This is a genomic window from Pseudomonadota bacterium (genome assembly GCA_018823285.1).
In the GTDB taxonomy this organism is placed as follows: domain Bacteria; phylum Desulfobacterota; class Desulfobulbia; order Desulfobulbales; family JAGXFP01; genus JAHJIQ01.
Genome location: JAHJIQ010000034.1, coordinates 44,180 through 66,662, shown reverse-complemented (window position 1 = coordinate 66,662; position 22,483 = coordinate 44,180). Strand labels below are relative to the sequence as shown.

At 55.3% G+C, this 22,483-nt stretch carries 15 protein-coding genes; 9 read left to right on the top strand and 6 right to left on the bottom strand.

What is annotated here, in order from left to right:
• Positions 1 to 80 precede the first annotated feature (80 nt).
• Both KKG35_09015 and ald read left to right on the top strand, forming a co-directional pair.
• On the top strand, positions 81 to 4,325 hold the full coding sequence (locus KKG35_09015) for a phosphoenolpyruvate synthase (GenBank protein MBU1738265.1): 4,245 nt from the start codon (positions 81 to 83) through the stop codon (positions 4,323 to 4,325).
• A gap of 162 nt (positions 4,326 to 4,487) precedes the next feature.
• Complete coding sequence (ald, locus tag KKG35_09010; protein MBU1738264.1) at positions 4,488 to 5,603, top strand: alanine dehydrogenase; 1,116 nt, start codon at positions 4,488 to 4,490, stop codon at positions 5,601 to 5,603.
• On the opposite strand, the gene KKG35_09005 is transcribed toward ald, so the two are convergent.
• The 4 genes from KKG35_09005 to KKG35_08990 all read right to left on the bottom strand — a co-directional run bounded on the left by KKG35_09005 (position 5,600) and on the right by KKG35_08990 (position 8,870).
• Positions 5,600 to 6,235: an endonuclease III domain-containing protein gene (locus KKG35_09005; protein MBU1738263.1), complete on the bottom strand. Its 636-nt coding sequence runs from the start codon at positions 6,233 to 6,235 to the stop codon at positions 5,600 to 5,602. The two genes, ald and KKG35_09005, sit on opposite strands and share 4 nt — an antisense overlap.
• Positions 6,236 to 6,301: 66 nt before the next feature.
• Positions 6,302 to 6,676, bottom strand: a complete 375-nt coding sequence (locus KKG35_09000) for a hypothetical protein (protein MBU1738262.1) — start codon at positions 6,674 to 6,676, stop codon at positions 6,302 to 6,304.
• Positions 6,677 to 6,690: 14 nt separating this feature from the next.
• Positions 6,691 to 7,992 carry a phosphomethylpyrimidine synthase ThiC gene (gene thiC, locus KKG35_08995; protein ID MBU1738261.1) on the bottom strand — a complete coding sequence of 434 codons (1,302 nt, stop codon included), beginning with the start codon at positions 7,990 to 7,992 and terminating at the stop codon, positions 6,691 to 6,693.
• Positions 7,993 to 8,300: 308 nt separating this feature from the next.
• Positions 8,301 to 8,870 carry a manganese efflux pump MntP family protein gene (locus tag KKG35_08990; protein ID MBU1738260.1) on the bottom strand — a complete coding sequence of 190 codons (570 nt, stop codon included), beginning with the start codon at positions 8,868 to 8,870 and terminating at the stop codon, positions 8,301 to 8,303.
• A gap of 202 nt (positions 8,871 to 9,072) precedes the next feature.
• Between KKG35_08990 and KKG35_08985 the strand changes: the two genes are divergently transcribed.
• The 6 genes from KKG35_08985 (at position 9,073) to KKG35_08960 (ending at position 18,613) form a co-directional block, all read left to right on the top strand.
• A complete protein-coding gene (locus KKG35_08985) occupies positions 9,073 to 9,543 on the top strand; it encodes a rhodanese-like domain-containing protein (protein ID MBU1738259.1) in 471 nt (156 codons plus the stop codon).
• 60 nt (positions 9,544 to 9,603) lie between these two features.
• Positions 9,604 to 11,490, top strand: coding sequence for a molecular chaperone HtpG (gene htpG / locus KKG35_08980; GenBank protein MBU1738258.1), 1,887 nt, complete (start codon positions 9,604 to 9,606; stop codon positions 11,488 to 11,490).
• 156 nt (positions 11,491 to 11,646) lie between these two features.
• Positions 11,647 to 12,591, top strand: coding sequence for an ABC transporter ATP-binding protein (locus KKG35_08975; GenBank protein MBU1738257.1), 945 nt, complete (start codon positions 11,647 to 11,649; stop codon positions 12,589 to 12,591).
• Positions 12,588 to 15,491, top strand: a complete 2,904-nt coding sequence (locus KKG35_08970) for a Gldg family protein (GenBank protein ID MBU1738256.1) — start codon at positions 12,588 to 12,590, stop codon at positions 15,489 to 15,491. Before KKG35_08975 ends, KKG35_08970 begins: the two co-directional genes overlap by 4 nt.
• A 56-nt stretch (positions 15,492 to 15,547) precedes the next feature.
• The gene (locus KKG35_08965; protein ID MBU1738255.1) at positions 15,548 to 16,504 is read left to right on the top strand and encodes a DUF4340 domain-containing protein; all 957 of its coding nucleotides are present in this window, start codon (positions 15,548 to 15,550) and stop codon (positions 16,502 to 16,504) included.
• Between the two features lie 225 nt (positions 16,505 to 16,729).
• On the top strand, positions 16,730 to 18,613 hold the full coding sequence (locus KKG35_08960; GenBank protein MBU1738254.1) for a tetratricopeptide repeat protein: 1,884 nt from the start codon (positions 16,730 to 16,732) through the stop codon (positions 18,611 to 18,613).
• Positions 18,614 to 18,762: 149 nt separating this feature from the next.
• Here KKG35_08960 and KKG35_08955 read toward each other — a convergent pair whose 3' ends face one another.
• The gene (locus KKG35_08955; GenBank protein ID MBU1738253.1) at positions 18,763 to 20,211 is read right to left on the bottom strand and encodes a B12-binding domain-containing radical SAM protein; all 1,449 of its coding nucleotides are present in this window, start codon (positions 20,209 to 20,211) and stop codon (positions 18,763 to 18,765) included.
• The gene (locus tag KKG35_08950; GenBank protein MBU1738252.1) at positions 20,208 to 21,218 is read right to left on the bottom strand and encodes a glycosyltransferase; all 1,011 of its coding nucleotides are present in this window, start codon (positions 21,216 to 21,218) and stop codon (positions 20,208 to 20,210) included. Before KKG35_08950 ends, KKG35_08955 begins: the two co-directional genes overlap by 4 nt.
• Before the next feature lie 262 nt (positions 21,219 to 21,480).
• Between KKG35_08950 and KKG35_08945 the strand changes: the two genes are divergently transcribed.
• On the top strand, positions 21,481 to 22,284 hold the full coding sequence (locus KKG35_08945; GenBank protein ID MBU1738251.1) for a methyltransferase domain-containing protein: 804 nt from the start codon (positions 21,481 to 21,483) through the stop codon (positions 22,282 to 22,284).
• The last annotated feature ends 199 nt before the right edge of the window (positions 22,285 to 22,483 follow it).

Below are 22,483 nucleotides of genomic sequence, written 5' to 3'. Positions count from 1 at the left end.
GAGTTTAAACTTACGGCATGGGGTTCAGATCGGCTGACCTCCATGCCGTTTTTTTACCCCTTTCCTGAGCGGAAAAATTTATGACTTCCGACAAGCCAGAGATCGAATCGGATGCCCTGAAAGCCAATCTGCTGGAAACTGCGGTCAGCGAAGTCGAGATTGATCCGTCCTATGCGGTCCTTCAGGAAATTGTCGGTTCCTACAAGGGCATTGCCAACAGCCTCCACTATCTGCTCTACGAGATCAGCCATCCCTTCCACAACTGGATGATCATCCTGCCCAAGCTGCGGGCTTTCACCCTGAAAAACCTGAATCACTACAAGCGGCACGAAAAGGGGCCGGAGGCCCTTGAGCAGTTCTGTCTGATCTATCTGAAGGCGGCCGGGGAAACCAGAAAGAACGAGAACCAGCTGGCGATGGCGATGGAGTCTCTGCTGGCCTACCTGGAAAAGATGATTTCCGCCCTCGAGCTTGAAGATCTGCCGCGCTACGAGTCGGCCCTTGCCTTCTGCTTCCGGCAGCTGCAGGAGCTTGAGGAAAGCACGATGCTGTTTATGGTCCAGGGACACCACCCGATCAAAAAGATCGCCCGGACCATGCTGGAGAAGGCCGGGCGGTCGGATTACGATTTTACCGATCTGGCCGGGTTGATGAAGAAGATCCTCCAGCTCAATTATGAGTACTGGCTCCAGGAGGAAGACCCCCAGCCCTGGTTTGCCGCGGAATGCGGTGATCTGTGCAGCGGCTGGCAGGCAGGCCAGCTGTTCAATGCCATCTCGCATCAGCAGATCAACGTGCATCGAAAGGAGGCCGAGGCCATTGCTGTTGATGAGAGCCCGAGGTCGGCGCTGGAGCATCTTCTGGAGCTGCCCGCGCATATGGATCTGGTCCGGCTGTACAAACAGATTCCGGAAAAACTGGTTGAGGAAGGTGGCGATATCGTCGAAAGCGCAGCTCCCGACCGGTTTGCCGAAAACCGAAAACTTCTCTTCCTGTTCCGGATCATGGACACCGCCGGGCTCTACCTGATCCATGAAGAGACCTTAAGGGAGATCAACCGCAGCCTGATCCAGCTGATCCGGCAGCAGGATTTCGAAGAGATCGAGTCCTTCCTCCTGACCACCTTCAAGCTTCTGAAGGCCAATGTCAGGCGATACCCGCACACCTCCCTGCAGTGCATCCAGGTCCTCGGCACCGAGGTTTTCAAGCGGGAGAGCAGCCGCCTGGTGGAGACCTTCCTCTGGGAAACGGTCCGGTTTGGTTTTCAGTACGCCAAGGTGAGCGGGGTCGATGAGGAATGGCAGCCGATATACAACCCCTCCCACCTTGAAAACATCAGGGTCTGGCTCTCCCTGATCATGCAGGAGCCAAAGTGGTGCTCCACTCTCTTCTCCGCGCTGATCATCAACCTGAAGCTCTCCGGGACCTGTGTCAAGGACACCGACCTCTTCCAGCGGGACATCAGCAGCCTGCTCAATCACCCGATCGAACCGGTCTACAACCTGGTCAAGCAGTTTGCCAAGCTGATGCCGGTTTTCTTCAACGAGATCGGGGCGGAAGGAATCCTACGCGACGTTTCCACCGAGATCGATGAAATTCACCAGCGCAAGGACCTGCTGATCCATTTTCTGAGGAAGCAGAGCCATGTCGAGAGCAGCAACCTGATTGTTGATTTCATCCTCGCGATCTTCGATTTCTGGAATTCGCTGGACAAAAGCGTTCTCGCTCCGTACTTGCCGGAGGAGGTACTCAAACAGATCCGGACCGAAGGGGTGTATGTGGATGATCTGCATACCCTGATGACCAGGATGATGAGCAGCCGCGGGACCACCGGGATTGAGCAGATTTTCAACTGGGAGGAACGTCGCTTTGATTCGTTCATCAGTCGCCAGACGGACCTGTCGGAAACGGAAACCCGGCGCTTTTCTCTCTTGGTCAGGATGTTCAGGCTGGTCAACCAGAAGTACAACCTCGGTTTTCAGGAACTGCGGCTGCAGCTTGAACAGGCGGCCAACAGCGGCTTCCCGGAAATGACCGACCTGCTGGTCGCCCTGGAATCGAGCGATGTCTTCCAGAACCTCGATGCGCTTCTGACGAGCCTCGAAAACCTGCAGGAGGTCATTTTAAGCGAAGAGCAGTTCGAGGCCAAGGAGGACATCTATCACAAGCGGCACATCGCCGTTGATATCCCGTCGGTCTACGGCCGCTATCGGGAGCGTAAATTCGATGCCCTGGGGCTCACCTTCAGGCTGGAGAACCTGGCGAACATCTATCTGGAAAAACTGCCGGAGATCGTCAACCCCTCGTTTATCACCAGGGCGACTTTTATTAAAATAATCAAGTGTTTACGGCTTTATCTGCGGGCGCTCAGCATCGACGGGATCACCAGCCGGCGCCTTGAGACCTATCTTTCCTTTCTCTCCAGCTCCATCGGGATCAAGCGCTTTTCCTATACCCAGTATCTTGATATCTTCCGGGGGTTGTCAGAAGGGGTGAAGGATGTCATCTACGCCTACTATACCAACATCCACGAGGGCAATATCGCCATCATCGTTCCCCAGATCTGCAGCGGTGAGGATAATCTCCTGGCCAAATATCGCTCTCTCTGGAGTGCGGGCGATGCGACCGGCAGTACCCACAGGCTGTCAGAGACCTTCCTGCGTGACCTGATCGCCGGGACCTTCGGCCTCCAGCATCTGGATAATTTTATCACCCGAATCTACCAGACCCTCGAGAACCAGCGGGATGTTCTTGATGAGAAGTCCCTCGATCTCCTGATGACCTACAACCCGGAGATGGTGATCAGCTCCCTGACCGAGCGGGGGCCTTTTTCCAAGAACCTGATTCTGCTCGGCAACAAGGGGTACAACCTGACCCAGCTTGCCGCCGACGGCAAACCGGTGCCCCAGGGATTTGTCATCACCACCGAGATTTTCCGGTGCTGGCCGGTGGTCAAGAAGTTCAGCCGGGCCCGGGACGATCTGATGGCCCGGATCAGGGACATGCTGAGCGAGATCGAAGCCGCGACCGGCAGGAATTTCGGCGATCCGGAAACCCCGCTTCTGCTCTCGGTGCGGAGCGGTTCGGCAATCTCGATGCCGGGGATGATGGCCACCATCCATAACGTCGGCTTAAACGAAGACATTGTCGAAGGATTTGCCAGAAGCAGCGGCAAGGAGTATTTCGCCTGGGACAATTACCGGCGCTTTCTGCAGTCGTGGGCGATGACCGGAGGGCTTGACCGGGATAAATTTCAGGCCCTGATGAACAGCGCAAAAAAAAGACACAAGGTCGAGGTGAAAAAGCATTTCAGCCCGGGCCAGATGAAGGAACTGGCCTTGGAGTACCGGGAAAACATCCGCAGTGCCGGCATTGAAATTCCCGATGATCCCTGGCTGCAGCTCACCGGGGCGATCGAAATGGTCCTCCAGTCATGGGATGCCGAGAAGACCCGCGAATACCGGGAGTTGATGGATGTTTCGGAAAACTGGGGAACGGCGGTGATCGTTCAGCAGATGGTGTTCGGCAACCTTGGCGACAGTTCCGGCAGCGGGGTTCTCTTCACCGCCCACCCCTACCGGAAAGTGCGGCGGGTGGCCCTGTGGGGAGACTATGCGGTGAGCGATCAGGGAGAGGATATCGTCAGCGGACTCGTCGCCACCCACCCGGTTTCGGTCGAGCAGTCGGAGATCGACGGCCGGGACGGGGAGATGTCTCTGGAAAAGAAATTCCCGGCGGTGTACCAGCGGCTCCTTGAGATCTCCCGCGATCTGGTCTATGTGAAACACTGGAACCCCCAGGAAATTGAATTCACCTTCGAAGGGCCGAAAGCCGAAGATCTCTATCTTCTGCAGACCAGGGACATGATCACGATCAAGAAGAAGGAGCGCTTCCTCGTTTTCGATTGCGATATCAGGCCCTATGTTCTCGGCCACTGTATCGGGGTGAGCGGCAGCGCCCTCTCCGGCCGGGCTGTCTTTACCGCCGCCAACATCAACGCCCTGCGGGAACAGGATCCGGATACCCCGCTGATCCTGATCCGGCAGGACACCGTGCCGGAGGACATCCGCGATATCGCCCGGGTCGACGGCCTTCTCACCGCCCGCGGCGGCCAGACCTCGCATGCCTCGGTGGTCACCCTGAGGCTGGAAAAGACCTGCGCGGTCGGCTGCAACGCCCTGAAGGTCTATGATACCGAAGAAAGGGCCGAGATCAACGGCCAGGAGATCAGGTTCGGCGACGAGATCAGTATCGACGGCCGCAAAGGCCTCTTCCTGAAAGGGGTCCATCCGGTCAAGGAAGAGATTCATATCCTGCCGATATAGCCTTTTTAGGCAGTGAAGAATTAAGAATGAAGAGTTAAGAGAGGGAGGTCTCTCCCTCTTTCCGATGTGTTTTTTTCAGTTCAATTCTTCACTCTTCACTCTGCACTTTTCACTTCCGGTTTTCCGGCGGCGGGTTGCTCAGTGGTTGAGGAGGGACGAATTATGATCATCGGTGTTCCCAGAGAGATCAAACCCCAGGAAAACCGGGTGGCGATGATTCCGGAAGGGGTCGGGAAACTGACGGCCGCTGGGCATCCGGTCCTTGTTGAACGGGGGGCGGGATCCGGCAGCGGGATCAGCGACGAGGACTTTCTGGCTGCCGGTGCCGAGATCGTCTCTTCGGCGGCAGAGGTCTGGGACCGGGCTGCCATGGTGGTCAAGGTCAAGGAGCCGCTCCCCGCCGAATACCCATTGTTGCGTGAAAATCTGATCCTCTTTACCTATCTCCATCTGGCGCCGCTCCCGGAGCTGACCGAACAACTCCTGGCGAGCAAGGTGACGGCCATCGGCTATGAGACGGTGCAGCTGGCTGACGGCTCGCTTCCTCTGCTCGCGCCGATGAGTGAAGTGGCCGGCAAACTGTCGATCCAGGCCGGGGCGCATTATCTGGAAAAAGAGCAGGGTGGCCTGGGGATTCTTTTGGGCGGGGTTTCCGGGGTTGATGGCGCTCGTGTCCTGATCATCGGCAGCGGAACTGTCGGCACCAGTGCGGCCCGGGTGGCCCTCGGGATGGGAGCAAAAGTGACGATGGCGGGCCGCAATCCGGACAAACTCGCCCGGATCAGCAGGGAGTTTCAGAAATCATCCCTTACCCTGGAGACAGCTGTTTCCGGGCCGGAGGAACTTGCAAAACTTCTGCCGCAGTCCGAGCTGGTGATCGGCGCGGTTCTTATCCCCGGTGGCAGGGCCCCGTGTCTGGTCTCGCGGCGGATGGTGCAGACCATGCGCAAGGGTTCGGTGATCGTCGATGTGGCCATTGATCAGGGCGGCTGTTTTGCAACCTCACGGGCGACCACCCACCGGGAGCCGGTTTACGAGGAGGAGGGGGTGATTCATTACTGTGTGGCCAATATGCCGGGCGCAGTCCCCCGGACCTCCACCTCCGGATTGACCAGGGTTACCTTGCCGTACGTGCTGCAGATAGCGAACCGGGGTTTAATAGAGGCGGTCGACTCTGATCCTGCTTTGCGGAAAGGGGTCGATACCCACCAGGGTTTTCTGCATAACCGGGATGTTGCGGAAGCTCAGAATCGAGACTGGTGCGAGCTGCGCTTTTAAATGCCTTTCAGGGGGCACTCTTCACAGCGGGGGTTGTTTTTCAGGCAGAATTCTTTGGCGGTTTTTACGATCAGGGCATGATATTCGTTGTAGAGCGCTGTGTCTTCCGGCAGGGAGTCCATGAACAGTTCCCTGATCTCGTGATAATCCGCCTCCTCCCAGACCAGATCATGCCGGCGTAGAATTCTGACGGTGTAGGCATCAACCACAAAGCTTGGTTTTTCGGCGGCGTAGAGGATGATTGAATCGGCCGTCTCCGGGCCGATTCCTTTGACCTGAAGCAGTTTTTCCCGCAATGTTTCAAGATCACAGGCGAAATAATCATCAAGATCTCCCTCATTTTCGGTAATGGCGGCGAGCAGGTTTTTGAGCCGTTTTGCTTTGAGGTTGTAATAGCCGGACGGTCTGATCAGTTCGGCAAGAACATTCCGGTCGAGGTCGGCGAGGGCTTCAAGAGAGAGAAACCCCGCGTTCTTCAGATTGGTGATCGCTTTCTCGACATTGCCCCAGTTGGTGTTCTGGGTCAGAACCGCTCCCACCATGACTTCGAAGGGGGTCTCGCCGGGCCACCAGCCCTGGGGGCCGAAGTGGTCCAGGAGGCGGCGATAGATCTCGTTGATGCGTTCCGACATGGGTCCGGGAGCAGAAAAGCAGGGTTAAGGTTGTTGTTCGGGCGGCATGGGGGCTCTGAAAGAGGCTCAATCCCCCTTGAAGAGAAAGACATAGATGGCGATTCCCAGCACCACACAGGCGCCGGCCACCAGCGGCAGGACCGCATCAAGCTGCATCTCTTCCTGGCCAATCATCTCCTGCATCATCGGGGTACCGAAAAAGGCCCAGCTTCCGGTAAAGAGAATAATGAGGACCAGGGAGGTGACCTGCTGCTTATAAACGTTCCAGCCGATCATGGCCAGGTAGGGGACCAGGAACCAGCCGTTGGTGAAGAGCCCTTTGTAGTCAATGGTGTCGATCTGTTCCGGAATCTTGGTGGCAATGATAAAGTCCAGAACCGGCTTGAAAAACATAAAAAAAGCCTTGATCGCGGAAAAGACTGGGACCAGAAAATCAAACATCTCTGCCTCCGATTTTAATTGTTCAGGCGTTTCGGCGAGGTGGCCCGCTTGTACACCTTGATCGCACAGTAGGAGCCGCACATCGAGCAGGCATCCCCTTTATAGGAGCCGCCCTCATCACGGTAGCGTCTGGCTTTTTCCGGGTCCATGGAGAGGTCGATTTGCCCTTTCCAGTCGAGATTGTTCCGGCATTTGGCCATCGCGATATCCTTGTCGAGGGCGCCGGGCAGCCCCTTGGCGATATCGGCGGCGTGGGCGGCGATCCGGGAGGCGATGACCCCGTCGCGGACATCGTCGGCACTGGGAAGCTTGAGGTGTTCGGCGGGGGTGACATAACAAAGGTAGTCGGCGCCGGCGGCAGCGGCAATCGCCCCGCCGATTGCTCCGGTGATATGATCGTATCCGGGAGCGATATCGGTGACCAGCGGCCCCAGTACATAGAACGGGGCGTTATGGCATAAACGCTTCTGCAAGAGGATATTGGCTTCGATCTGGTTCATCGGCATGTGGCCGGGGCCTTCGATAATGACCTGAACTCCGGCCTCCCACGCCCTCTGGGTCAATTCGCCGAGATGAATCAGCTCCTGGACCTGGCCGCGGTCGGTGGCATCGGCCAGGCAGCCCGGTCGGATGCCGTCGCCCAGACTGAGGGTGACCTCGTGTTCTTTCAGGATCGCAAGCAGGTCGTCAAATCGTTCGTAGAGCGGGTTTTCCTTGTTGTTGTAACTCATCCACTCGATGGTGAACGAGCCGCCGCGGCTGACCACGCCGATGATCCGTTCATGGTTCCTGACCCTTTCCAGGGTGGAACGGGTGATGCCGCAATGGAGGGTCATGAAGTCGACACCGTCGATGGCCTGCTGCTCAATGGTGTTGAAGATCTGGTCGACGGTGACTTCGCCGATCTGTTTTTTCTGTTTCTCAACCACCTCGGCGATTGACTGATAAATCGGCACTGTGCCGAGGGGAATGGGACAGCTTTTCAGGATCTCGCGGCGGACCTCGTTCAGATTGTCGCCCATGCTCAAGTCCATGACCGTGTCGGCCCCGGCCTTCAGGCAGACGCAGAGTTTCTGCAGTTCCTGGCCGATCTCCGGATAGTCCTTGGAGGCGCCGATATTGGCGTTTACCTTGGTGGAAACCCCTTTGCCGATGGCCATGATCCGTTCAAAATCGTGGTGGTTGTTCTTGGGAATGGCGATGGTGCCTGCGGCAACACCTGCCATCAGGTCTTTCAGCGCGAATCCTTCGTTGGTGGCGCAGGCCTCAAAAAGCGGGGTCACTGTGCCGTTAATAGCGTCTTCACGAATACTCATGTATCTGATCTCCGGAATGTTCCTGGACGGGATGCGGTCATCAGGTCTCAGGTTGTAGCGTAAGCCGTCGTTCAAAATAACTGTCACATGTGGAGGCTGTAAACGGCATAATGGGCCGGATCCAGGCGGCCATTTTATGTAACAGTTTTTACTTTACGGCCCCTAAGTAGTTCTGCCTGTGTCTGAAAAAGCGTAAACTTAACAACGGCGCGGTCGGGATGTCAATGAAAATAGCCTGAGGGGGATGTTCGGTGAACCAAAACCTTTCCGGCCAGGCGGAAGGGGCAGGGTGGCGAGCCGGTTCGGTGCTAGAAAACGCCGTGATCGTGAAGGATTTTGATGCCGATACCGATCAGGACAAACCCGCCGAAACCTTCGGCGAAATGACCGAGTTTTGCCGCTCCCCGGATTATTTTTCCGAGATGAAGGCCAAAGATGGTAAGCAGGGTCGCGACCACCCCGATGATCAGGGCCGGCAGCCAGATGCTTGTTCCGAGGAGCGAAAAGCTTAATCCCACCGCCAGTGCGTCAATACTGGTCGCCACCGACAAAATGATCAGGGAAGCTCCCCGGGTCGGGTCGGCGGTGCGCTCACAGGTATCGTCTTTCGAGAAGGATTCGAAGATCATTTTCAGGCCGACCGCCGCGAGAAAGGCAAAGGCCAGCCAGTGATCGAAATGTTCAATCAGGGAGCGGAAGGTGAGGCCCAGCGACCAGCCGATAATGGCCATGCCCCCCTGAAACAGGCCGAAATGCCAGCCCAGACGGAAGGTGTGGCGAAAGCCGACCACCGGCAGGCAGACCCCGGTGGCCAGAGCGACGGCAAAGGCGTCAACCGCCAGGGCCAGAGCAATGATGTATACGGTCAGCAGATCCATTTTTTTTAGAGTCGTTCTTGAAATGATCCGGGGCGGTGATTAGAGTACAGCCCTGTTTTGCCGGTGGCATCAGGGTGACCTGTCGTGCAGGTTTCCAGGATTTTGCCGACTTGATTTTTTGCCCGGCCAACCGATGGGACATGGCAGGCAGGAATTTCCCGAACCGGTGTCCGGTTATCCATTAAAACGTATGAGGTACTTTATGAAAAGAATTATTCAGCTCCTCTGTCTCTCTTTCTGTTGTCTGGCAGCGGTATCCTGTTCTGGTGAAAAGCCGGCAGCCGAGAAGAAGAGCGCAGTGGTTCCTGCGGCCAGGCCTGCCGCAGCGCCGGCCCAGCAGAGCCGGCAGGCCGGGATTTTCAGGACGATATCCCCCGGTGAGGCACAGAACCTGATCGCCACCAAAAAAGATCTCCTGCTCGTTGATGTCAGAAACCCGCAGGAACTGCGGGAGGGATTTATCGCAAACTCCAGGCTGGTTCCTTTCTGGGAGATCGCCAAAGGGCAGACCAGCCTGCCGGAAAACCAGCCCCTGCTCCTGATCTGTGCGGTGGGCGGCAGAAGCTATGCGGTGGGCCAGTTTTTAAACCGGAAAGGGTATCCCGAGGTCTATAATCTGCAAGGCGGGATCTCGGCCTGGAAAGCGGCCGGGCTGCCGTTGCAGTATCAGTAGAAAAGAACCCCGCACACTATTATCGAGCAAACAATATCAACTGATAAAGAGGTAAAAAAGATGTCACCCAAGACCGAAACCAGGGAATTTCAGGCCGAAGTCAAGAAGATGCTGGATATCGTGATCCACTCTCTTTATACCGAGCGGGATATTTTCCTGCGCGAGCTGATCTCCAACAGCGCCGATGCCCTGGAAAAGTTCCGCCATCAGAGGCTCCTTGACGAGAATGTCTTTGACGACCACCTGTCCCTTGAAATCAAAATCGACTGCAACGACAAAGAGCATGTGCTGACCATCACCGATACCGGGATCGGCATGACCCGTGACGAGCTGGTCGACAACCTGGGGACCATTGCCCATTCCGGGTCGAAAACATTTTTGACCCACCTCGACGAAAGCGCCAGAAAGGAAGTGAACCTGATCGGCCAGTTCGGGGTGGGTTTTTACGCCGCGTTCATGGTGGCGGAAAGCGTTTCCGTGCAGTCGCGTTCGTATCTCAAGGACGAAGAGGGGCATGAGTGGTCATCGGACGGGACCGGCAGTTACACCATTTCCCCGTGCACCGGCATTCATCGCGGCACAAAGATCATCATCAGGCTGAAGAAAGATGCGTACCAGTATGCCGATGAATCGGAGATCAAAAGGATCATTACCCGCTACTCGAGCTTTGTCAGCTTTCCGATCAAGGTCGGCGGCGAGGAGGTCAATACGGTCCAGGCACTCTGGGCCCGGAGCAAGTCCGAGATCAAGGACGAAGAGTATAATGAGTTTTATAAGTTTATCGGCAATGCCGTTGATGAGCCGAGTTACCGACTGCACTTTACCGCCGATGCCCCTCTGGCGATCAAGGCCCTCCTCTTCAGCCCCAAGGAGAATTTCGAATCCCTCGGCTTCGGTCGGGTCGATCCGGGAGTGAGCCTTTACTGCCGGAAGGTGCTGATCGAACAACACAGCAAGAACATTCTCCCCGATTGGCTCCGGTACCTGAAGGGGGTGGTCGACAGCGAGGACATGCCGCTTAATATCTCACGCCAGGCGTTGCAGGATAACGCCCTGGTGGTCAAGATCAACCGGCTGCTCACCAAGCGCTACCTGAAACACCTTGAGGAGGAGGCCAAGGCTGATCCCGATAAATATCTGGAATTCTGGAGGGATTTTGGTATTTATCTGAAAGAAGGGGTCACCTCTGATTTCACCCACCGGGAAGCGATCGCGAAACTGCTCCGCTTTGAGTCTTCGGCAACGGAGCCGGGCAAGATGATCTCCCTGGAAGACTATGTCGGGCGGATGCGGGAGGGGCAGGACAAGATTTACTACATCAACGGCCCGAGCCGTGAGGCTTTGGAGTCCGGCCCGTATGTCGAGGCTTTCCGGAAAAGAAAGCTTGAGATTATATACACCCTTGAGCCGATCGATGACTTTGCCTTCAGTCACCTCGGGGAATTTGCCGGCAAGAAGCTGGTGTCCGCCGACCGGGCAGACCTTGAGCTGCCGGAAGTTGCCGATGAGAGCGGAGGGAAAGATGAGGCTCCAGGTGAAAGTGTCGCCGGAGACCGGCTGGACACCCTGGTGAAATGGATGCAGGAAGTACTCGGGACGAGAATCAAGGAAGTCCAGGTCTCGAAAAGGCTCGAAGGCAGCCCGGCGATCATCGTCAACCCCGACGGGTTCATGACCAGCAGCATGGAGAGGATCATGAGGGCCGCAAAGCACGACAGCGGACTTGCGGTCTTCGGCAACAAGAATCTGGAGATCAACCCCCGCCATCAGTTGATCCGTGGTCTCGACTCCCTGCGGGACTCCGATGAGGAGTTTGCCCGGAGCATCGTGGAGCAGATCCACGACAATGCGATGATCCAGGCAGGATTGATGGTGGAGCCGCGGGATATGGTCGAGCGCAGCTACCGGATCCTGGAACGGGCCGTGGGAAAAGGCAATGAAAAGTGAAGAGTGAAGAGTGAAGAGTGTAAAGTTTTAAATTTGGCGCTTTTCTGAACGGATTTTCTGTAGCTTCTGAATGTTTTGGGAGATGAATATCCAGTATCCAACACGGAATGTCCAATGATGAAGGCGGGGAAGAACTATTGACTGAAGGTTTTCAAGATGATCGAAGTTCGTGAACTGACGAAGAGCTACGGTGAAACCGAAGCATTGCGGGGGGTTTCTTTCTCGGTCAAACCTGGAGAGGTCATCGGTCTCCTGGGTCCGAACGGGGCGGGCAAGACGACCCTGATGAAGATTCTGACCGGGTATCTGCACCCGACCTCCGGTTCGGCGGAGGTCGGCGGCTTTGATGTCGTGGAGCATCCCGGGACGGTGCAGGGCATGATCGGCTATCTTCCCGAAAATGCGCCGCTTTACCCTGAACTGACCGTCCAGTCGCAACTGAAGATGGTTGCCGAACTGAGGAATATCCCAGAGCCGGAACAGGGTCGGTGTCTTGGTGAGGCGATCCGGGCCGTCGGTCTCGAAGACCGGTTGACCAGGCGTATTTCCACCCTGAGCAAGGGGTACCGGCAGCGGGTCGGGCTGGCCCAGGCCATTCTCCATCAGCCTTCGGTGCTGATCCTTGATGAACCGACCAACGGTCTTGATCCCACCCAGATTGTCGAGGTCCGGCACCTGATCAGAAAGCTGGCCACCCGCAGTACGGTGCTCGTTTCCACCCATATCCTTTCCGAGGTGGAGGCGACCTGCGATCGCGCAGTGATTATCATGGCGGGCGAGGTCCGGGCCGATGCGCGGCTCACCGAACTCTCTTCCAGCACCGATGCCCTTTTCACCCTTGAGCTGGCTCCCGGTGACGAAGACGCGGTTCTCCGGCTGGCTTCCGACCTTGCCGGGGTCGATCGGGTCGATCTGTTAAGCCGGGATGAACGGCAGCGGGCGGTGTTCCGGGTGTCTGCAACCGACGGCCGGGAGCTTTGCCCGGACATCTATGATCTTGCCCGAAAGAACAACTGGCGTCTCTGTGAGCTGAAAAGGGCCGAACAGACGCTGGAGGCGGTTTTCAACCGCCTGACCACGGGTGAAGGAGGTGGCCGGTGAACCAGATCGTCGCGATTATCCGCAAGGAATTAAAGACCTATTTCGGTTCGCCGATGGCGGCCATCTTCATCGGCGCCTTTCTTCTTTCGTCCTTCTTTCTCTTTTTCTGGGTCGAGACCTTTTTTGCCAGGAACATTGCCGATATCCGGCCCCTGTTCCGCTGGATGCCGCTTTTGATGATCTTTCTGGTGGCGGCGCTTACCATGCGGCAGTGGAGCGAAGAACAGAAGATGGGGACCATGGAGGTGCTCTTCACCCTGCCGGTGCGGATCTCGCAGCTGGTGTTCGGCAAATTTCTTGCTGTGCTGATCCTCGTCGGGATCTCTCTTTCGCTTACCTTCTGCCTGCCGGTTACCGTGTCTTTTCTGGGTGAAATGGACTGGGGGCCGGTGTTCGGCGGCTATCTTGCCGCGATGCTGATGTCCTCCGCCTATATCGCCATCGGTCTCTATGTGTCGGCGCGGACCGACAGCCAGATCATCGCCCTGTTGCTCTCGACCCTCCTGTGCGGGCTTTTTTATCTGGCGGGCTCGAGCGGCATCACGTCTTTAATGGGCAATGAGACGGGGGATTTTTTCCGGGCCCTCGGGACCGGGAGCCGCTTTGTCAGTATCGAGCGCGGGGTGATCGATCTGCGCGATCTGATTTACTACTGCTCGCTGACCGCCTTTTTTCTGGCCCTCTGCGTCACTGCCCTGGACCGGAAAGGCTGGAGCAGGGGGAAAAGCACCGCCCCCTATCGCCGGGGGATGGTGATCGGGGTCGTCCTTCTGGCCGCCAATCTTCTCGCCCTGAATATCTGGCTTCACAAGGTCCATACCCTGCGCCTGGATCTCACCGAAGACCGGGAGTATTCCATCTCCGAGACCACCCGCGACCTGATCGCAGGTCTTCAGGAGCCCCTGATCATGCGGGGGTATTTCAGCGAGAAAACCCATCCCCTGCTGGCGCCGCTGGTCCCGAGAATCATGGACATGATGGCCGAGTACCGGGTGGCCTCCGGGGGGCGGGTGGAGGTGTCGTTTGTCGATCCCCGCTTTGACTCCGAACTGGAGATGGAGGCCAATCAGCAGTACGGGATCAAGCCGGTGCCGTTCCAGGTTGCCGGTCGTTATGAAGCCTCGGTGGTGAACTCATACTTCAACATCCTGATCAAGTACGGTGATCAGTATGTGACCCTCGAGTTCAACGATCTGATCGAGATCCAGTCCCGCCCGGGCGGTCAGCTTGATGTCGGGTTGCGGAATCTGGAATATGACCTGACCAAATCAATCAAGAAAGTGGTCTACGGTTTTCAGGGGTTGGCCAATCTTTTTGAAAACGGTGATGCCGACCTGCGCCTCACCCTGGTGGTCACCCCGAAACTCCTGCCCGAATCCCTTGTCGAATTTCATGCCATGGTCCGGGAAGCGGCCACGGAGATTGCCGGGGAGTCCGGGGGCAAACTCGCCTTGATCGAAGTTGATCCGGACAGCGGGGGCGACAACCGGCGGGCGGTCATGGAGCGTTTCGGTATCGAACCGCTCTCCGCCTCGCTGTTTGCAACGGACACCTTTTTCTTTCACCTGATGCTGAGCGGAGGAGGGCACCAGGAAAGGATCTACCTGGCCGGCGACATGGGCAAGGCGGAGATCCGCAAGGAGATCGAGTCATCCCTGAAACGCACGTCGGCCGGGTTTCTGAAGACCGTGGGCGTCTGGCAGCCTGCTGTTCCCCAGGACGATCCGATGGCCATCTACCAGCAGAGCCCACCCCAGGAAAATTACCGCCTCTTCCAGGAGGTGATCCGGGAAAACTACAATCTGGTCAAGGTGGATCTGACGACCGGTCGGGTGCGCGGGGACGTGGATGTGCTCCTGGTCATCGCTCCCCAGGAACTGAGTGAAGTCGAACGTCTGGCCATCGACCAGTATCTGATGCGGGGCAGCAGTGTGATCGTGCTGGCCGGCAGATACCTGCTCGATATCGGGCCCGGTTCCAGGGGGCTGAACCTGAGAAAGACGGAAAAAGACCTTTCCGCCATGCTCGCGCACTATGGGATTACTGTGGATGATGCGCTGGTCATGGACAGGCAGAACGAACCCTTCCCGGTGCCGGTGACCAGAAATCTTGGCGGCTATACCGTTCAGGAGATCAAACAGCTTGACTACCCGTTCTTTGTTGATGTCCGCAGCGACGGGATGGACCAGGAGAGCCCGGTGACCTCCCGGCTCCAGGCCGTCACCATGAACTGGGTCTCGCCGCTGTTGATCAACGAGGAAAAAAGCGGCGGGCGGGAGGTGAGAAAACTCCTTCGTTCCAGTCCTGAAGCATGGCTTCAGGAGTCCGGCGATATTCAACCTGATTTTGCACGATATCCGAAGCTCGGTTTTGCGCTGGGAGATGATTTGGGCGTACGGACGCTGGCAGTTTCGATGCAGGGAGTGTTCACGAGTTATTTTGCCGACCGGGAAGACCCCAGGCTGACTGCTCCGGCTGAAGAAGAAGGCGAAGCGGAAGAGAATGGGAACGGAAACGGGAACGGGGACGATGAAAGCAAAGGAAAGCTGCCCCGGGAGCCGATCATCAAAAAATCGGCCGAATCAGCACGGCTGGTGGTGGTGGGCAGCGCCGAGTTTATCAACGATACGGTGCTGGGCATCTCCCAATCCATGGGTCAGGAAAGATTTTTGAACAGCCTCGAATTTCTGCAGAACCTGGTGGACTGGTCGGTGGCTGATGATGATCTGCTTGCCATCAGGTCCAGAGGCGCACACGCCAGACTGCTGGTGCCGATGTCGCGAAAAGGGCACGCCTTCTGGGAGTGGCTGAACTATCTGCTTGGTCTGCTGATTCTCGCCGGGGTCAGTGGTTACGGCGCGGTGCTGGCCAGGCGGGAAGAACCGATGGAGCTTGAGTAAAGAGCCGGCAGCGCCGCATCTGCCTGGTTATAGCCCTACTGCTTTGGAGTGGACGAATGAATAACCGCAATACAATACTGGCCGGATTGCTTGCTGTGCAGCTGGTCCTGGTTGTGATCATGTTCTGGCGCAGTGATGATGGCGCCCTGCCGGAAACTGCCCTGCTGACCGGTTTGCGGGCAGACGCGATCAACACGGTGCAGATTGCCGATGAAGATGGCGGGACCCTCGTAATGCGCCGCAGGGAAAAAGGGTGGCAGGTTGCTATAGAAAAAGATGTCTGGTATCCGGCCGACGGCGACAAGGTCGATTCTCTGGTGACCAAGCTCGCCACCCTGAACTCGTCGCGGCTGGTCACCAGAACCAGGGCCAGTCATGGCCGGTTGAAAGTGGCCGACCAGAAATTCGGCCGCCGCCTGGAGCTTGCAGGCGATGGCAAGGAGCCTGCTGTCCTTTATCTGGGTACGGCGCCAAATCATAAATCAATTCACGTCCGGGTGGCAGGGGATGACAAGGTGTATCTGGTGAAGGATCTGGCTGCCTGGGAGGTTCAGGTGGATCCCGGTACCTGGTGGCGCACCTCCTACCTCGATCTCGACCCGGACCGCCTGACCGAAATCCGGTTGAAGAACGACAAGGACTCGTTTGTTCTCATCCGGAGAGAAAACAAGGCGGATTGGTTTCTGCAGGGCAGCAGCATGCCGCTGAACCGGGAAAAACTAAATGGCTTTCTCGAAGATGTCGCCCAGCTTTCGGTGACCGAGATCATCCCGCCATCGGCGGCAAAACCTGAAGGAACGCCTCTGGCCGAAATCACCATGAAGGGCGATGGCCGAGAGACGGAACTTCTGATCTGGGACCGAAAGGATGAGAACAGCGACCACCCGGTCAAATCTTCGGCAGATCCTTTCTATGCCATGGCCGGACGGTATGCGGTGGATGAGTTGTTGAACAGTGTCGGCATCGACCTGATCGATACCGGCTCCTCGCTGGAGACTCCCAAAAAGAAATAGTGGCGCGGAAGATTGACAAATTCGCGAAAATTCAGAAAATCCTTCCTGCACACGCTGAAACGCTCTCCCACTTGAACGCTGAAACGCCGGCTTCTTCACTCGGCGGCAACTTTTTGCGAAATCAGCAAAATTGAAGGGGTGAGAAAAAAAAATTGCGTTCCGGATTGACGTGAAATTTGTTACTGTCACTTTTCTACAGGACACAGAAAACCAGGGGGAGTGCTGATGCCATCGGTTGCCGAAGAGCCCGTTTCACGGGAATTTCATATCATTTCGGTTCTGCTCATTATTATCCTGACCACCCTTGCCTATTTAAATTCCCTGCACGGCATTTTTGATTTTGATGATGTCGCCCATATCACCGACAATTCCTTCATCAGGATCCGGGACCTTTCCTGGGCGTCTCTCTCCCCCCTGTTCAGTAAAGGTCCGAGTTCGCAGCGCTGGCTGCCGATGATGAGTCTCGCGGTGAATTACCGTTTCGGCGGCTATGAGGTGTTTGGATATCATCTCGTCAACATCCTCCTCCATCTGCTGACCTCGCTTTTGCTCTACTGGTTTTTTCGTCTTGTTCTGCGGCACAGCGGTTTGGAGTTTTCCGAGCGCCGACTGTCCGAGATTTCTCTGGTCGCTGTTCTCCTCTGGGCACTGCACCCGCTGCAGACCAATGTTGTAACTTATGTGGTCCAGCGGATGACCAGTTTTGCGGCCCTGTTCAGCATCGGGGTTTGCATCTGTTACCTTAAGGGGCGTCTGGAGTCGCGGGCTGCCCGGCGAGGAATATGGTGGGGGGCGGCCCTGCTCCTGTGGGTATTGGCCCTGTCCAGCAAGGAAAACTCGGCGATCATCCCGCTCGTGCTTCTCGGTTACGACTATTATTTTCTGCGCCGGCCCGGGGAGAGCGGCCGGACCCATCTCCTTGCCCTGTTGCTGGTTGCCATAGTCGGGGGGGCGGTCGCGTTGAAATTCCTTGGTTCAAAGCCGATGGTGGTGATTCAGGCGGGTTACGTCAAGTATGGATTTTCCATGGCGGAACGGCTGCTGACCGAATCAAGGGTAATTTTTTATTACCTTGGCCTGCTCCTTCTGCCATTGCCGTCGAGACTGAATCTCAGTTACGATTATCCCCTGTCCCGTTCCCTGTTGAACCCGCCGTTGACCCTGCCTGCGGTTGCAGGAATTGTGCTGCTGATTGTACTCGTTGTTCTTCTTTATCGAATGGGGCGGATGGGGCGCCTGTGGTCCTTTGCGCTCTTCTGGTATCTGATCAACCTGGTCATCGAATCCAGTGTTTTTCCCATCGAGATCATTTATGAACACCGTTTGTACCTTCCGGCGATGCTGCTGTTTCTGGTGACGGCCGCCCAGGTGTACAGTCTGGGCGGCAAGAGGCCGGCGGTGGTCAGATCAGGAGCTGCCGTGCTCTGTTTGCTGCTGGCAATCGGCACCTGGCAGCGCAACAAGGTGTGGGCCAGCGAGGAAAGTCTGTGGCTGGATGTGGTGGAGAAGTCTCCGAAAATGGCCAGGGGGTATACCAATCTGGGCCGGGTCTATAATACCCTGGGGCGATACGACAAGAGCATGGAGGTGTTGCGCAAAGGGCTTCAGTTTGATCCGACCAGCGGGCTTATCTGGCTCAATATCGGTTTTGTTTATATGAAAAGAAATCAGTTCGACGCCGCCCTGTCGGTATACCATAACGCCCTGAATGATCAAAGGCTACTGGGCGGGAATGAGTTCAAGGTCCTTTCCGCCATGGCCTACGCCTATCTTATGAAGGAGCAGCCGGAGATGGCGCTGGCGAAGGCCGACGAATCGCTCAGGGTCAATCCCAACTTTGCCAACACCTGGGCTTTTAAGGGGATGGCCCACGGGTCTCTCGGTCAACACGACAAGGCCCTGGAGTGCGGGCAAAGGACCGTTGCGCTGGCCCCGGGGATCATGAACGGCTATATCCTGATGGCGAAGGCTCTGGAGAACATGGGGAGGTTCGGGGAAGCGATGTCGGCGCTGGACAGGGGGTTTGCTGTCACCGGGACGAGCGGGGGTGAGATTGTCACCTATAGGAATTATCTGGCGCAAAAGCTTGACCCCTCCGGGAGGAAATGATTCCCGGCACAGAGGGGGGGCTGAAAAAACTGTTGAGATTGGAGCCCCCTACGCAAGTCTCGGGGAATTTCCGTATGGGAGGGTTCGCATTTTCATCAGGCGGCTGTTCTCCCTTCTGTCTGAGATGATTTACAGGAAGAAAAGGAATGTCACTTGATCACATGCCAGCCGGTCACGATTAAATTCTTAAGTGCCGCAAAAGAATCAATCTTTTTTAGCTGATATAGAATACGTGAAGGATGAAGGTAAAATCTCCGATTGGCTTTTTTCACAGCTTTTTCCAATTCTTCTTTGGGAAGATGCTGGTAAGCTATCAGTGATTTTTCCGTGGGTGACAGGTTCTTCTCCAGGTCATGGATTTCCGGTTCCAAAGCCCAGCCTTTTGCTAGAGCCTTTTGCGAAAATTCCGTGCCGGGGAAGGGGGTGGCGATCAGGAACATGCAGTAGTTTATTGGATAACTTGATATCTCGTTGATCGTGGAGTTGATAGTTTCTTGAGTTTCCAGGGGAGAGGCTCCGAACATGATATTCGCTTTGGGTTCGATCCCATGCTGATGCAGCAACTGGATCGCCTGTCTGACCTTTGCAACATCAAGGTCTTTGCGGATGTCCTTTAAGATGCCCTGATCCAGCGACTCTATTCCCAGGTCCATATAGCGGCAACCGGCGCGGGCCAAGGCGGCGACCACCTCTTCGTCAAGAATCAGATCGCACCGGGCCAGTCCTCCGAATGGCAACCCTACTCCTTCGAGACGTCCACACAGATCTAGGATTCTTTTTTTGCCGCCGAAAAGAAACATGTCGTCAACAATTGCCGCGGCGCGATAACCGGACTGCTTGATAATCCGGAACTCTTCCGCGATGTTTGCCGGGGAACGGAGCGTGACCGGTGGTTTTTTGTTGTCGTGAAAGCGACGCCACTCCAACTCCCTGGCCCAGCTGATCGAGTTGGGCACGCAGTAGTAACAGCGGAAGCGGCAACCGCGGGAAGTCAGGACCAGGGATACCGGCCGCTCAGACAATTTCGGGTTGAAATAGTCTTGCCGGTCTTTCAGAAGGTGTCTGGCCGGCATGGGCAAACTGTCGATGTCGCTGATGATCCCGCTGGTTTCATTTTCAATCAGACGACCGTCAGCCAGATACGAAATGCCCTTGATAGCTGAAAATCGTTTGTCTGGCAATGCGGCAACCAGGTCCCGGATAGTGAGTTCCGCTTCTCCCCGGACCACAAAGCATCTGTCGTCCCAGAGGAACTCTTCCGGCTTCAGGGTCGGGTGAGGCCCGAAGTAGATGATTCGGGCCTCCGAGTTGGCCAGAATAAAGCGGCCAGCCAGGATGTCGATGGTCTGGGCCAGCAGCACCGTGTGTAGAATGTAAAGGTCGCATGTCTGCCTGTGTACGAAATCCTGAAAACTCTTTCCATCATGATCACTTGAAAAGTCTTGCAGCTCTATGATGTGGCCTTCCCGCTCAAGGATCGCGCCGACGTAGAGAAGAGGCAGCTCCGGCTGTTTATAAATGGAATAGGTACAGCCATAAACCCTTTCCGGAATTTTTTCGAGTGTAGAAGCCGGCGGGATAAGCAGGCAGATCTTCATGCTCTTTTCCTTCGAGTTTGCAGGCTCCAGGCTGCCAAGGCCCAGCACCAGACAATATTGCGGATGAGATGGACGAGGGGAATCAAGAAGGCCGTCGGGTCATGTTGTTTGCGGAATACGCCGATGCTGAACAGGAATCGGTCGATGATAACCAGCAGACCAAGCAGTACCCCCCCGTAAAGAAGGATAGCCGTTTTCCCCGACCAGAAGAGAATCGCTCCCGAGATAATCAGGATCAGGGCTGCCAATGTTGCCGGGACCTGCAGGATCATCCTGAGCCCTGATACCGAGTCCCCCCCTTTTTTGTCGGGATAACGGGAAATCAGTTGCATCCGGCCATAGGCAGAGTGGTACTGCTGCTTCAGATAGCTGGCAAGAGTCTCTTTCCAGTAATGGTCACACAGGGCATCTTTGCGGAACACCAGACGGTATCCTGCCCGGACAAGCCTGTAGCTCATATCGTTGTCATAGCCGTAGGTGAAGTCTTCGTCGAAAAGGCCCACTTCCTGTAACGCCTTTTGTCGATAAGCCGTATTGCCGGTGCAGACCTGGGTCACATATTTGTCCCGAATGTCGTCATATCGTTTTTCAATGTCATATCCCATGGCCCGGCCCCAGATGGAAATCGATGCCGGGGTTTTGTAGTACCCCTGAACGGCCCCGACAACCGGGTCCTGAAATTCTTCCATGACCCTGGCCAACCAATCAGGATACAGTAAGACATCTGAATCAACAAGACAGATGATGGAGTTGCCGGCCGCCCTGATGCCGTTGTTGGTTGCACTGGCCGCGCCCTGATTGGTCTGTTCCAGCAATTTGACGCGTTCGCTGTCCACATAGGGGCGGACAAGGTCGGCAGAGCGGTCTGTGCTGCCGTCATCCACCACGATCACTTCAATCCGGCCGGTGTACCTCTGGCTGAGCACTCTGTCCAGCACTCGCTGGATGTATTTGGCCCCATTGTACATGGGAATCACTACACTGACAGGTTCAAGAACAGCAGGCATTTTGGTTGAAACTCCCGGTAAACAGTACCAAGCTGAATATGGATAAAACCCAATCCACAATGAGCTGTGGGTAAATATGAACCCTGACAACGTCGGGAAGAGCCACTCCTTACTGAAAAAATAAGGAGTTATTTTAACGAACGATTAATAATCTTTAGTGTTTTTTGAATAACGGTAATATAGAAGAAAACATGAAATTCAGCGAATTAAAATTTGCAAGTGAAGATACGGTGGCGAAAAAACAATTCAATCTTGAGGCAATGTGGATATGCTGAGAAAGCCATTTGGAAATACCGTCGATTACGACAAGAAAAAGCAGATGGAAATCGATTGGTATGAGAAAGGGGACGCTGAAAAGAAAGGCTTTGTTGCCAGGATTTTACATTGGAAAATTTTCTATTCGCCAGGGAGAAATTCGTTCAATTACATATTCCCTAAAATTCAAATGAAAGAGATGCTCGAATCCGAGCTCAAGTATGCAAAAGCAGGCAAACTATTGATCGCACCGTGTGGATCGGGAGACGATTATAAATATGTGCAATCCTTTTCTGACAATATATACGGTATGGATTTGTCCCCTGCGGCAATTCGGTCATGCCCGGAAGAAATGAAGGCGAGGGAGGGTGATATTCTTTCATCAGGCTATCCGGAAAATTATTTTGATGTAATAGTCAGCCCCCTGTTTTTTCATCATCTCATAAAAATTGGATTCGAGCCTTTTCTGGATGAGTTCATTAGGATATTAAAACCTGGGGGTAAACTGGTTATTCTTGAACCATCTCTGTGGTATCCGTTGAATCTTGTTACCCGACCATTAAAGAAATTATTTAACCCGTATGGAGAGGTTGAAGATGAGGGGCCATTCCACCCTGGTCATATGATTCGAAAACTGAAAGAAGCCGGATTCAAAAATATTAAAATGCAGGGGGCATCGTTTAGTCATTGTTCGTTTTATGTGCCATTGGCAAGATTTGTGAATTTTGTGACCAGGCCAATTTTAAAGATCTGGCCCATAGATTATTTTGCCTGGATGGTTCTTTTTGCGGCAGAAAAAGGTGGTGGATAATCTTTTTGCTGATAGGAATTTCCGAAAATAAAACGGAAAGGCTTGACGGGGCGGATGTGCAGAAAGGGTGGAATGTTGTCACGCGGATACTGCATAAGCAGAAAAAAACGGGAAACGATTTTCTGTGATGGGGGTGATTGTGTTTTCTCCGTACATGGTTGTGAATTGGCGCAATAGCAATTTGTAAAGCCAATGTGTT